At 71.6% G+C, this 12,374-nt stretch carries 11 protein-coding genes and 1 CRISPR repeat array; of the genes, 9 read left to right on the top strand and 2 right to left on the bottom strand.

Annotated features, from left to right (window positions below; genetic code table 11):
- The 7 genes from JHAT_RS22920 to cas2e form a co-directional block, all read left to right on the top strand.
- The coding region (locus JHAT_RS22920; protein ID WP_143660482.1) for a type I-E CRISPR-associated protein Cse1/CasA at positions 1-723 on the top strand (723 nt) is incomplete at its 5' end.
- The gene (gene casB, locus JHAT_RS22925) at positions 720-1,415 is read left to right on the top strand and encodes a type I-E CRISPR-associated protein Cse2/CasB (protein ID WP_077800146.1); all 696 of its coding nucleotides are present in this window, start codon (positions 720-722) and stop codon (positions 1,413-1,415) included. The genes JHAT_RS22920 and casB, both read left to right, overlap by 4 nt.
- Entirely contained in the window at positions 1,412-2,608 is a 1,197-nt protein-coding gene (gene cas7e, locus JHAT_RS22930; protein WP_077800147.1) for a type I-E CRISPR-associated protein Cas7/Cse4/CasC, read from the top strand. Before casB ends, cas7e begins: the two co-directional genes overlap by 4 nt.
- Positions 2,605-3,348, top strand: coding sequence for a type I-E CRISPR-associated protein Cas5/CasD (gene cas5e / locus JHAT_RS22935; RefSeq protein ID WP_077800148.1), 744 nt, complete (start codon positions 2,605-2,607; stop codon positions 3,346-3,348). Before cas7e ends, cas5e begins: the two co-directional genes overlap by 4 nt.
- Complete coding sequence (gene cas6e / locus JHAT_RS22940) at positions 3,348-4,136, top strand: type I-E CRISPR-associated protein Cas6/Cse3/CasE (RefSeq protein ID WP_077800149.1); 789 nt, start codon at positions 3,348-3,350, stop codon at positions 4,134-4,136. Before cas5e ends, cas6e begins: the two co-directional genes overlap by 1 nt.
- Positions 4,133-5,101, top strand: coding sequence for a type I-E CRISPR-associated endonuclease Cas1e (gene cas1e / locus JHAT_RS22945; protein WP_077800150.1), 969 nt, complete (start codon positions 4,133-4,135; stop codon positions 5,099-5,101). The genes cas6e and cas1e overlap by 4 nt, the downstream gene beginning before the upstream one ends.
- Positions 5,098-5,460, top strand: a complete 363-nt coding sequence (cas2e, locus tag JHAT_RS22950) for a type I-E CRISPR-associated endoribonuclease Cas2e (protein ID WP_077800151.1) — start codon at positions 5,098-5,100, stop codon at positions 5,458-5,460. The genes cas1e and cas2e overlap by 4 nt, the downstream gene beginning before the upstream one ends.
- A 92-nt stretch (positions 5,461-5,552) precedes the next feature.
- Positions 5,553-7,900: direct repeats of the CRISPR family, unit length 29 nt; unit sequence CTGCTCCCCGCACCCGCGGGGATGGTCCC.
- A gap of 94 nt (positions 7,901-7,994) precedes the next feature.
- Here cas2e and JHAT_RS22955 read toward each other — a convergent pair.
- Positions 7,995-8,405, bottom strand: coding sequence for an ATP-binding protein (locus JHAT_RS22955; protein ID WP_077800152.1), 411 nt, complete (start codon positions 8,403-8,405; stop codon positions 7,995-7,997).
- Positions 8,406-8,640: 235 nt separating this feature from the next.
- On the opposite strand from JHAT_RS22955, the gene JHAT_RS22960 reads away from it, so the two are divergent.
- Together JHAT_RS22960 and JHAT_RS22965 are read left to right on the top strand one after the other, a co-directional pair.
- Positions 8,641-9,492 (top strand): helix-turn-helix transcriptional regulator, encoded by an 852-nt coding sequence (locus JHAT_RS22960; RefSeq protein WP_077800195.1) that lies wholly within the window; start codon positions 8,641-8,643, stop codon positions 9,490-9,492.
- 8 nt (positions 9,493-9,500) lie between these two features.
- Positions 9,501-9,707, top strand: a complete 207-nt coding sequence (locus tag JHAT_RS22965; RefSeq protein ID WP_077800153.1) for a DUF397 domain-containing protein — start codon at positions 9,501-9,503, stop codon at positions 9,705-9,707.
- A 43-nt stretch (positions 9,708-9,750) separates the two neighbouring features.
- Here JHAT_RS22965 and pepN read toward each other — a convergent pair whose 3' ends face one another.
- Complete coding sequence (pepN, locus tag JHAT_RS22970; RefSeq protein WP_077800154.1) at positions 9,751-12,324, bottom strand: aminopeptidase N; 2,574 nt, start codon at positions 12,322-12,324, stop codon at positions 9,751-9,753.
- Between the last annotated feature and the right edge of the window lie 50 nt (positions 12,325-12,374).

Consider the following 12,374-nt stretch of genomic DNA (forward strand, 5'->3'; position numbering starts at 1 on the left):
GAGGGGCCCTCCCGACTGCGGCCGCGGATCCTCGAGTGGGTCGCGCGGCTGGTGACTGAGGGCCACCTCCCCCGCCGCTTCCTCGTCCGAACCCGCGTGGTGGGTGTCCGGTACGGCACCCAACAGTCCGTGATCGACGAAGTGATCGACGATCGCCTGGAGATGCCGGTCGTCCTGCTGCACAGACAGGACCCCGCCTACGCCGGGCAGGCCATCGCCGCGGCCGAGGACGCCGACCGGGCGGTGCGCCTCCTGGGGGACCTCGCCGCTGATCTGGCCCGGGCTAGTGGCTCCGAGCAGGAGGGGCCGAAGGCCGCTGCCCATGCCGAGGGATTCGACGCGCTGGACCATGCGTACCGCGGTTGGCTGTCCGGCATGGCGAAGGTGCCCGACCCCTTCGAGTACCGGCACATATGGCAGCGCCAGGTACGCCACACGGTGGGCCGCCTCGGTGACCGTCTCATCGCCGCCGCGGGCGATGCGGCCTGGGAGGGGCGGCTCCACACCGACCACAAAAACAACACCCACTGGCTGAACGCGGGCCTGGCCGACGTGTGGTTCCGGGGGCGACTGGCCAGGGCGTTGGGGGATCCCGGCTCTCCCGGCTCCGGAAGCGGCGGCGGGGATGCCGCCGCCTCGGCCGACGACGGTCCACCCGGGCCGGGACCCGCCGACCCGCGGGAAACCGATCACGCAGCGACCGACCTGGAGGTGCGTGCATGACCACCGCATCCGCATCCGCATCAGCCCCGCCCGTCACCGCTCCGGTCCACCAGCGGGTCGCGGAGCTGGCCGCCGCGCTCATCGGCCCCTGGCAGGAGGGTTACCTCCAGGACAGGCCCCACGCGGTCGCCGCTCTCGCCCGCCTGCGCCGCGGCGCGGGCCGTGAGGCGGGCGAGACGCCCGACCTGTGGAACCTGATCGACACCGGTCAGCTCCACACCTCGGCCGAGGGGACGAGGCCGTTGAGCGAGGAGGAGCTGATCCGTGCCGAGAACGCGTTGCACGCGGCCCTCACCCTCTGGGCGTTCCACCAGCAGTCCCGCGGCACCCCCATGCACCGCCGCCACACCCGCGAGCGGCCGGGCGGCCTGGGTGCGGCGGTCCGGCGTCTGATGCCGGCCGACGGCGTCGACGACCCCGTCCGCAAGCGCCTGGTCCGCGCGGGCACCGCACCCGACCTCGTCACCCTCACCCAGAGGCTGCGCGACATCGTCGCCCTGTTGCGCCGTGACGACATCCCGCTCGACTACGGCCTCCTCGCCGGCCAGCTCTGCCGCTGGCAACAGCCCGACGGGCCCGCCACCGTCCGCCGCCACTGGGGCCGCTCCTTCCACGAGCAGCGACGCACCCCGCCGGCCCTCGACGAGAACACCACCCCGGACACCGACAAGGACGACAAGGACGCCTCGTGAACCGCATCTTCCTGGACGTGCACGCCCTGCAGACCGTCCCGCCCAGCAACCTCAACCGGGACGACACGGGCGCGCCCAAGACGGCCGTCTACGGCGGCGTCCCCCGCGCCCGTGTCTCCAGCCAGGCGTGGAAGCGGGCCATCCGCACCTACTTCAAGGACGAGCACCTGCTCGACCCCGCCGAGCTGGGTGTGCGCACCAAGAAGGTGGTGGAGCTCCTGGCCGACCGGATCACCGGGCTCGACGACTCCGTCGAACGGGAGACGGCGCTGAAGCTCGCCGACGAGACGGTCAAGGCCGCCGGCTTCAAGACCGAGGTCCCCAGGCGGAAGGCCGACCAGGCGAAGAAGGACGGCGGCCCCGCCCCCGCCCCCGAGAGCAAGTACCTGGTCTTCCTCAGTTCCCGGCAGCTCGACGGCCTGGCCCGCCTCGCCCTCGAGGGAGCCGCCGACATCACGGCGTTCCTGAAGACCAAGGAGAACAAGGCCCGGGCCAAGGAGCTCGCGGACACCCGCCACTCCGTGGACATCGCCCTCTTCGGACGCATGGTCGCCGACATCGCCGACATCAACGTCGACGCCGCCGTACAGGTCGCGCACGCCCTCAGCGTCCACCGGGTCGACAACGAGTCCGACTACTACACCGCCGTCGACGACGAGAACACGGACGAGGAGACCGGTGCCGGAATGATCGGCACCGTCGACTTCAACTCGGCGACCCTCTACCGCTACGCCGCCCTCGGCGTGCACCAGCTCGCCGCCAACCTCGGCCAGGGCCTGCGCGAGGACGAACCGCGCACCGAGCCGGTCCGCCGCGCCGTCGAGGCGTTCGTGCAGGCTTTCGTCTCCTCCCTCCCCACCGGGAAGATCAATACCTTCGGGCACCACACCGAGCCCGACGCCGTCGTCGTCAGGCTCCGCACCACCCGGCCGATCAGCTACGTCGCCGCCTTCGAGGACCCGGTCCGCAGCGGCGACGGCGGACACCTGAGCGAGGCCGCCGACCGGCTCGCCGCCTACGCGTCCGACGTCGAACGCGCCTACGGCGACCCCGAGACCACCCTCACCTGGGTCCTGCGCGTCGGCCTCGCCACGCAGAAGCTCGCCGATCTGGGCACCGAGACCGGCACGCTGCGCGAACTCGCCGCCGCCGTCGGCCAGGCCGTCACGGAGCGCCTGGAGAAGCCCGCATGAGTCGCACGAGTGCGCTTGTCCTCCGCCTGGCAGGGCCCCTGCAGTCCTGGGGGGCCTCCTCCCGCTTCACCCGCCGTACCACCGAATCGGCCCCGACCAAGAGCGGCGTCGTCGGCCTGCTCGCCGCGGCGGCCGGCCTCGAGCGCGGTGACGACACCGGCCTCGCCCCCCTGGCGGCCCTCAGGTTCGGAGTCCGCATCGACCAGCCGGGCACCCGCCTCCGGGACTTCCACACCGCCCACCACGGCGTCACCGGCGACTCCATGCCGCTGTCCGAGCGGTTCTACCTCGCCGATGCCGTGTTCGTCGCCGCCGTCGAGGGCGACCACACCCTGCTCACCGGCCTGCACGACGCCCTGCACACCCCGGCGTACCCGCCTTACCTCGGTCGGCGCTCGTGCCCGCCCTCCGAGCCCGTCGTCCTCGGGCTGCACGAGGACACGCGCCTGGAGGACGTGCTGGCGAGCGTGCCGTGGCAGGCGTCCGCCTGGTACCGCCGGCGCCACCGCACTCCGCAGACCCTGACCGTGCTGCGGGAGACGGCCGCCGACGATGACGCGCGGACGGCGGACGTCCTGCGCGACCAGCCGGTCAGCTTCGACGCCGCACACCGGCGGCACGCACTGCGCACCGTCGTCACCGCCCCCGTACCCACCCCGGTCCCGGCGGGTGGTGGTAGCCCGCGGAACACGCACGATCCGTTCGCCGCCCTCGATGTCCTGGAGGATGAGAGCGCCTGATGTTCATCTCCCGCTTCCGGGTCAACACCGCACGCCCCGGCGCCCGCCGCCTGTTGTCCTCGCCCCAGGCCATGCACGCGGCCGTCATGTCGTCGTTCCCGCACATTCTGCCCTCCGACAGCCCGGCGCCCGACGCACCGCGAGTGCTGTGGCGTCTGGACCAGCAGGCCCGCGCCGAGGTGCTGCTGTACATCGTCAGCCCCGACCGTCCCGACCTGACACACCTGGTCGAGCAGGCCGGATGGCCCGCCGTCGCCGATCCCGAGAACCCCGGCTGGCAGACCCGGCCCTACGCCCCTCTCCTCGACCGGCTGACCGCGGGCGACCGCTGGGCGTTCCGCCTGACCGCGAACCCCGTGCACACCGTCCGCCGCAAGGAGGGCGAGCCCCGCAAACTCACCGCCCACCTGACACCCGTCCACCAGATGGGCTGGCTGCTCGACGAGGAACGCCAGAAGCGCCTCGGCCTCCGTGTCTGCGAGAAACCGGCCGACCGCCGGCTCCTGCCCGAGGGCACCACCCACCACAAGCGGCCCCACCCCGGCGACCGGTATGAGCTGACCGTACGGGACACGCGGTCCCTCTCCTTCAGCAAGTCCCGGGGCACCGACGGACGCCGGGACAAACCCGTCTCCGTCGTCGCCGTCACCTTCGAAGGACGGCTGGAGGTCACCGACCCCGACGCCCTGCGCCGTGCCCTCACCCAGGGCATCGGCCGGGCCCGCGCCTACGGCTGCGGCCTCCTCACCCTGGCACCCCTCGCCCAGCCCGCCCGGAAGGCGCCGTGAGCACGGTCGCCCGACGCCCGACGCTCACTCCCCGGCAGCTCACCCGCACCGATGACCGCCTCTCCTTCGTCTACCTGGAACGGTGCACGGTCCACCGCGACGCCAACGCCATCACGGCGCAGGACGCGGAGGGCACCACCCACATCCCGTCGGCGACCATCGGCACCCTCCTCCTCGGCCCCGGCACCCGCGTCACCCACCAGGCCATGAGCGTGCTGGGCGAGACCGGCGCGGCGGTCTGCTGGGTCGGTGAACACGGTGTGCGCTACTACGCGTCCGGCCGCGCGCTCAGCCGCTCCTCCGCCCTCATGGAGGCCCAGGCCCGGCAGTGGGCCAACCCGCGCAGCCGTCTCGCCGTGGCACGCGCGATGTACCGGCTGCGCTTCCCGGAGGAGGACCCGGCCGGACTCACCCGGCACGAACTCCTCGGCCGGGAGGGAAGACGGGTCAAGGACTGCTACCGGGCCGAGGCCGCCCGCACCGGCGTCCCCTGGCGGGGCCGCCGCTACACTCCCGGCGACTTCACCAGCGGCGACGCCGTCAACCAGGCCGTCACCGCCGCCGCCCAGTGCATGTACGGCATCGCCCACGCCGTCGTCACCTCCCTGGGCTGTAGCCCGGCCCTCGGCTTCATCCACTCCGGCCACGAACTGTCCTTCGTCCTGGACGTCGCCGACCTCTACAAGACGGAAATCGGCATCCCACTCGCCTTCGACGTGGCCGCACAGGACGAGGAGGACGTCGGTCCCCGCACCCGCCGCGCGCTGCGGGACCGCATCAACGAGACGTCCCTGCTGAACCGGTGCGTCGACGACATCAAACGCCTCCTGCTGCCGGAGGCGCCCGGCTCCACCGACCCGGGCGGCGATCGGGACGTCGTCACGCTCCAGAGCGACCGTGACCACCAGGTCGCCTCCGGCGTCAACCACGACGGGCCCGACGGCTACGGGGACGTGCTCTGGTGACCGTCATCGTCCTCACCAACTGCCCGGCCGGACTGCGCGGCTTCCTCACGCGCTGGCTGCTGGAGATCTCCGCCGGCGTGTTCGTGGGCAACCCCTCGGCCCGGATCCGCGACGCGCTCTGGGAAGAGGTCCAGCAGTACGCCGACCAGGGCCGCGCCCTGCTGGCCCACACCACCAACAACGAACAGGGCTTCACCTTCCGCACTCACGACCATGCCTGGCACCCGATCGACCACGAGGGCATCACCCTCATCCGCCGCCCCGCCCCGAACGCACCCGCCTCCGGCCCAGCACCCCGCAGCGGCCCGCCGTCCGGCTGGAGCAGAGCCTCCAAACGCCGCCGCTTCGGAAGAGGCTGATGCACACCAAGTCCGTTACATCCCATTCGCCGGAATCGAAGAAAGTACTCAAAAACCGCCTCCGGCACTAGTAAACCCACAGCTCACCCAGTCTGCTCCCCGCACCCGCGGGGATGGTCCCAGCAGCAGCGCCCCGGCCGGCGCCACCACCGGCTGCTCCCCGCACCCGCGGGGATGGTCCCTGGGCCGCGGTCATCAGGGCGATGCCCAGCAGCTGCTCCCCGCACCCGCGGGGATGGTCCCTACTACGTAGCGTGGTAGTTCGCTGACGGTCACTGCTCCCCGCACCCGCGGGGATGGTCCCCCTCCTTGCCTGCTCCAACTCGCTTGGCGTAGCTGCTCCCCGCACCCGCGGGGATGGTCCCCCGGTGATCCGCAGATCCCGGAACGAGGAGTCCTGCTCCCCGCACCCGCGGGGATGGTCCCTCCCCGTCGGCCCCTCCGCCTTGAGCCGGATCCTGCTCCCCGCACCCGCGGGGATGGTCCCACGTCGCGGTCGCCGGCGCCGGCGTGGTTGGCGCTGCTCCCCGCACCCGCGGGGATGGTCCCCCGCTAACCCATAAGACCCGCTAACCCGCCAACTGCTCCCCGCACCCGCGGGGATGGTCCCGACACCCTGATGGTGACCAGCCGCACCGTCGCCTGCTCCCCGCACCCGCGGGGATGGTCCCCCGTCGTGGGACAAGGTTCTCGACGCCGAGGGCTGCTCCCCGCACCCGCGGGGATGGTCCCGAAGAGATCGACTCGATCATGTCCGGCCTGGTCTGCTCCCCGCACCCGCGGGGATGGTCCCCGTCGCACCTCGAGTTCGGCAGCTATCCGGCGCTGCTCCCCGCACCCGCGGGGATGGTCCCAAGCCCCTCACCGGCCCCGCCCGTCTCGGGCTCTGCTCCCCGCACCCGCGGGGATGGTCCCGGCGTGATCATCTGGCAGCCGGGCGCCGGTCTCTGCTCCCCGCACCCGCGGGGATGGTCCCTAGTGGGCCGTATGCCGATGGAGGCGACATGGCTGCTCCCCGCACCTGCGGGGATGGTCCCGCGTCGCCCGGCCGCCAGACGATCACACCGCCCTGCTCCCCGCACCCGCGGGGATGGTCCCTCCACTTCTCCCGGTTCGTGGACATGGCGCAGCTGCTCCCCGCACCCGCGGGGATGGTCCTCCGGCGGTGCCGCCGTAGGCGATGGCTCCGAGCTGCTCCCCGCACCCGCGGGGATGGTCCCCACCGCGCCAGCTGCATCGATCCGGCCCGGGACTGCTCCCCGCACCCGCGGGGATGGTCCCTCTCCGGCCTTCACGCCCTGGATGAACGCGACCTGCTCCCCGCACCCGCGGGGATGGTCCCGGCACGTAGCCCTCCCCGCCGGTCTCCGGCTCCTGCTCCCCGCACCCGCGGGGATGGTCCCCGGGAAGTTCGCCGATCGGGTTGGCGCCCGATCTGCTCCCCGCACCCGCGGGGATGGTCCCCCGCAGGTGGATCCGGCCCTCGCGGTCGCCGCCTGCTCCCCGCACCCGCGGGGATGGTCCCGCCCACCAGCTGAAGCTGCTCCTCGACAAGACCTGCTCCCCGCACCCGCGGGGATGGTCCCAGCAACCGGCGGCTGAAGGAAGCCGGGTGGCTCTGCTCCCCGCACCCGCGGGGATGGTCCCTGACGAGCGTCGTGGATGCCTTCAGCAGCACGCTGCTCCCCGCATCCGCGGGGATGGTCCCAACGTCGTGGGCGAGGGCCTGGCCCGCGATATCTGCTCCCCGCACCCGCGGGGATGGTCCCGGCGGCTGGAAGAAATGCCGGCCGACGCTGTCCTGCTCCCCGCACCCGCGGGGATGGTCCCAACGTCGTGGGCGAGGGCCTGGCCCGCGATATCTGCTCCCCGCACCCGCGGGGATGGTCCCCACTTCGCGGAGATCTTCCGCCAAGCCTTCGACTGCTCCCCGCACCCGCGGGGATGGTCCCCCGGCCGCGTGGGGCAACAAGCGCAAGGGGTACTGCTCCCCGCACCCGCGGGGATGGTCCCCACACCTGAACGTCGTCACCCTTGGACGTCATCTGCTCCCCGCACCCGCGGGGATGGTCCCGCAGCGTGAACAGCGACGACGAGTCGCTCTGACTGCTCCCCGCACCCGCGGGGATGGTCCCGAGCAGAAGGTGCGCTCCAAGCTCGGGCTCTACTGCTCCCCGCACCCGCGGGGATGGTCCCGTACGGGACGTCAAGCGGAAGCTGCTTGCGGACTGCTCCCCGCACCCCCGGGGATGGTCCCCAGCGCTTTCTCTGGTTCGTGGACCACTGGGGCTGCTCCCCGCACTCGCGGGGATGGCCCCCGGCAGGTGTACAGGCCGAATGGCTACCTTGCCTGCTCCCTGCACCTGCAGGGATGGTCCGACGATCCGGACGTCGTCCAGGCCCGCGCTGTTCTGCTCCCCGTACCCGCGAGGATGCACCCACGCCGGGGGTGCCATCCTGCCCGGCCTGTTGTCCGTGACTTCGGGTGGATGGTCGCCCGCCGGCTGGGACGACCGCAGGGATGTTGCCGCGTCCTAAGCCGCACCCAGCTCGCACCACACGTACTTCCCCCGGTTGCCGTCCCTCGTCAGCGGCTGCCAGCCCCAGACGTCGGCGCAGGCGCGCACGAGGGCCAGGCCCCTGCCGTCCTCCCGCTCCAGCGCGGGGGTGAAGGGCTGCGGAGGCTCCGGCGGTGACGGGTCCGCGTCCCAGGCGCCGATCCGCAGGGTTCCCGTCCCCGTCCAGCACACGCGCAGAGCGGCTGGCCCCTTGGTGTGACGCACGGCGTTGGAGACCAACTCCGTCGCGAGCAGTTCCGCGACGTCGACCAGGCGGATCAGGCCGTGCACGGTGAGGATCAGACGCAGGGTGCGGCGGCAGACGGTGACGGCTCTCGGGTCGTGCGGGATGTACAGGGAGTACTCCCACGGTTCGGTTTCGGGCATGCGAACTTCTTTCTCGGTCAGGGGACTTGGGGCTCTGTGCTGTTCCGGTTCGCGCGGTGTCATTGCCGCTTCGCCAGGGCAGGGCGGAGCGGTGCGCTTCCAGCGCCCGGGAGCTGCACAGGGTGACTCTCTCGTGACTGAACGTAGGTCTAAAGATTCATGTTGCGCAAGCCGTTCGCGTAACCTGACCCCGAATGAGGTGCGGACGCAGGCGCGTGGGATGGGAGAGCAGCCGATGGCCCTGAGGCGTGAGCCAACCGCCCGTCAGACGAGGTTGGCGACCGAACTGCGCCGACTTCGGGAAGCGGCGGGCCTCTCCGCCCGGGAAGCGGCGGCGCTGCTCGGGGTGAGCCCTGTCCAGATCAGCCACATCGAGTCCGCCCTCGCGGGTGTGAGTGAGGATCGATTGCGTCGGCTCGCCGCCAACTACGCATGCACGGACTCCGAGTTGATCGACATGCTGGTGGCCATGGCGACCGAGCGCACCAGGGGCTGGTGGGAGGAGTACCGAGGTCTCCTGCCTGCCACCTACCTGGACCTCGCCGAGCTGGAGCACCACGCCGTGTTCCGGCGTGACGTGGCGGTCATCCACGTCCCGGGGCTCTTCCAGACAGAGGACTACGCCCGCGCACTCTTCACTTACATGAATCCGGAGTTCCCGGGCACGGAAGTGAGCCGCCGGGTCGATCACAGGATGCAGCGGAAGGTCATTGTCGAGGGCCCCGATCCGATCCCGTACGAGACCGTGATCCACGAAGCGGCGCTGCGCATCAGGGTCGCCGGGCGTGCGGCGACGCGTGCTCAACTTGTACGCGTTCTGGAGATGTCCGACGCTGACCACGTCACCGTCAGAGTCATCCCCTTCGCGCTGGACGACTTCGCGGGCGCGGGGAGCACCATGGTGCACCTCGGTGGGCCGCTCCCTCGTCTGGACACCGTGGTGCGCGACGCCCCTCACGGCACGGCCTTCCTGGACGGCGAGGCTCAGTTGGAGCACTTCCGGAGGCTGTTCCGTAGGGTGAGGGACGGGTCACTCGCACCGGAGCCGTCACGTGACCTCATCCACCAGCTGACCAAGGAGCTGTGAGGCATCCGATGACCACCCCCACGCCCACCCTCTGGCGCAAGTCCTCCTACTCGGGTGGCGGAGAGGGCAACGACTGCGTGGAGATCGCGGAACTGGGCCTCCGCATAGCCATCCGCGACTCCAAGAACCCCTCCCGCGGCACCCTCTCCGTCCCCGCTCCCGCCTTCACCGCTTTCGTCGGCGCCCTCAAGGAACACCGAGGGCGCCCGGCATAGCACCGGGCGCCCTCGGTCGCGTACCGCCTGCTCGGCGTACCGCCTACTCGCCGGCCGCCGCGTCCGCCGCCTGGGCCCGCAGGGCGCGCTCGATGCCCGAGCGGGACTCCGAGACCAGGCGGCGCAGGGCCGCGTTCGGCTCGGCGGAGGCCAGCCAGGCGTCCGTGCGGTCCAGGGTCTCCTGCGACACCTGCACCGCCGGGTACAGGCCGACCGCGATCTGCTGGGCGATCTCGTGCGAACGGGACTCCCAGACGCCCTTCAGCGCCTCGAAGTACCGCTCCGTGTACGGCGCCAGCAGCTCGCGCTGGTCGGTCTGGACGAAGCCGGCGATGACCGCCTCCTGCACCGCGTTCGGCAGCTTGTCGGACTCCACGACCGACTCCCAGGCCTCCGCCTTGGCCGCCTCGGTCGGGCGGGCGGCGCGCGCGGTGGCGGCGTGGCGCTCACCGGCGGCGGTCCTGTCCCGCTCGTACTCGGCCGCGATCTCCGACCCGCCGAACCGACCCACGGCCGCCAGGCGCTGCACGAACGCCCAGCGCAGCTCCGTGTCGACGGCCAGGCCCTCGATGGTCTGCGTGCCGTCCAGCAGCGCGTCGAGGAGGTCCAGCTGCTCCGGCGTCCTCGCCGTCGCCGCGAACGCCCGCGCCCAGGCCAGCTGGTGGTCGCTGCCCGGCTCGGCGGCGCGCAGGTGCGCCAGCGTCGCCTCGGTCCAGCGGGTCAGCAGCGTCTCGCGGGCGGTGGGGGCGGCGTACTGGTCGATGGCCAGCTTCACCTGGCGGTGCAGCGACTGCACGACACCGATGTCGGACTCCTTGCCGATGCCCGACAGGACGAGGGACAGGTAGTCCCGGGTGGCCAGCTCCGCGTCCCGGGTCATGTCCCACGCCGACGCCCAGCACAGGGCGCGCGGCAGCGACTCGGCGAAGTCGCCCAGGTGCTCGGTGACCACCGCGAGGGACTGCTCGTCCAGGCGGACCTTGGCGTACGACAGGTCGTCGTCGTTGAGGAGCAGCACCGCCGGGCGGGGCTTGCCGACCAGCTGCGGCACGGCCGTCAGCTCGCCGTCCACGTCCAGCTCGACCCGGTCGCCGCGCACCAGCCTGCCGCTCGCGTCCAGGTCGTAGGCGCCGATCGCGATGCGGTGGGGGCGCAGCGTGGGCTCGCCCTTCGCGCCGGCGGGCAGGGCCGGGGCCTCCTGGCGGATCGCGAAGGAGGTGACGACCCCGTCGGCGTCCGTCTCGATCTCCGGGCGCAGGACGTTGATGCCGGCCGTCTCCAGCCACGCCTTCGACCAGGTCTTCAGGTCGCGGCCGGAGGTCTCCTCCAGCGCGCCCAGCAGGTCGGACAGGCGGGTGTTGCCGAACGCGTGCCGCTTGAAGTACGCCTGCACGCCCGCGAAGAACGCGTCCTCACCCACGTACGCGACGAGCTGCTTGAGCACGCTCGCGCCCTTGGCGTAGGTGATGCCGTCGAAGTTGACGAGCACGTCGTCCAGGTCGCGGATGTCCGCCATGATCGGGTGCGTCGACGGCAGCTGGTCCTGCCGGTACGCCCAGGTCTTCATCTGGTTGGCGAACGTCGTCCACGAGTGCGGCCACTTCGAGCCCGGCGCGTCGGCCTGGCAGGCGGCCTCGGCGTAGGTGGCGAACGACTCGTTCAGCCACAGGTCGTTCCACCACTCCATGGTGACCAGGTCGCCGAACCACATGTGCGCCAGCTCGTGCAGGATCGTCGCCGCCCGCACCTCGTACGCGGCGTCCGTCACCTTGGAGCGGAACACGTACTGGTCGCGGATGGTCACCGCGCCCGCGTTCTCCATCGCGCCCGCGTTGAACTCCGGCACGAACAACTGGTCGTACTTCTCGAACGGGTACGCGTAGTCGAACTTCTCCTGGAACCAGTCGAAGCCCTGCCGGGTCACCTCGAAGATGGCGTCCGCGTCGAGGTGCTCGGCCAGCGAGGGACGGCAGTAGATGCCGAGCGGGACGGACTGGCCGTCCTTCTCGTACACGCTGTGCACCGAGTGGTACGGGCCGACGATCAGCGCCGTGACGTACGACGAGATCCGCGGGGTCGGCGCGAACTCCCAGACGTTGTCCTTCGGCTCGGGGGTCGGCGAGTTGGAGATGACCGTCCAGCCCTCGGGCGCCTTCACGGTGAACTGGAACGTCGCCTTCAGGTCCGGCTGCTCGAAGCTGGCGAAGACCCGGCGCGCGTCCGGCACCTCGAACTGGGTGTAGAGGTACGCCTGGTCGTCGACCGGGTCGACGAACCGGTGCAGGCCCTCACCGGTGTTGGTGTAGGCGCAGTCGGCGACCACGCGCAGGACGTTGCGGCCCTCCAGCAGCCCCGGCAGGGCGATGCGGGAGTCCTGGAACACCTCGGCGGGGTCGAGGGCGTCGCCGTTCAGCGTCACCTCGTGGACCGTCGGCGCGACTAGGTCGATGAAGGACTCGCCGCCGCCCGGGGCGACGTCGAAGCGCACCGTGGTCACGGACCGGTAGGTGCCGCCCTCCTGCGCGCCGGTGAGATCGAGATCGATCTCGTACGAGTCAACGGTCAGCAGCTTCGCGCGCTGCTGCGCCTCTTCGCGAGTCAGGTTTGTGCCAGGCACGCGGTCATCTCCTCGTGATGTGTGGGTTGCGTCATCCTTCCACGTGACCC

Origin of the sequence: Streptomyces sp. JHA26, assembly GCF_002005565.1 — a bacterium.
Lineage (GTDB): Bacteria > Actinomycetota > Actinomycetes > Streptomycetales > Streptomycetaceae > Streptomyces.

What these genes read in the sequence shown, in the direction of transcription:
- casB (WP_077800146.1), top strand. Translation starts at nt 720, where the DNA reads ATGACCACCGCATCCGCATCCGCATCAGCCCCGCCCGTCACCGCTCCG.
- cas5e (WP_077800148.1), top strand. Translation starts at nt 2,605, where the DNA reads ATGAGTCGCACGAGTGCGCTTGTCCTCCGCCTGGCAGGGCCCCTGCAG.
- cas6e (WP_077800149.1), top strand. Translation starts at nt 3,348, where the DNA reads ATGTTCATCTCCCGCTTCCGGGTCAACACCGCACGCCCCGGCGCCCGC.
- JHAT_RS22955 (WP_077800152.1), bottom strand. Translation starts at nt 8,405, where the DNA reads ATGCCCGAAACCGAACCGTGGGAGTACTCCCTGTACATCCCGCACGAC.
- JHAT_RS22960 (WP_077800195.1), top strand. Translation starts at nt 8,641, where the DNA reads ATGGCCCTGAGGCGTGAGCCAACCGCCCGTCAGACGAGGTTGGCGACC.
- JHAT_RS22965 (WP_077800153.1), top strand. Translation starts at nt 9,501, where the DNA reads ATGACCACCCCCACGCCCACCCTCTGGCGCAAGTCCTCCTACTCGGGT.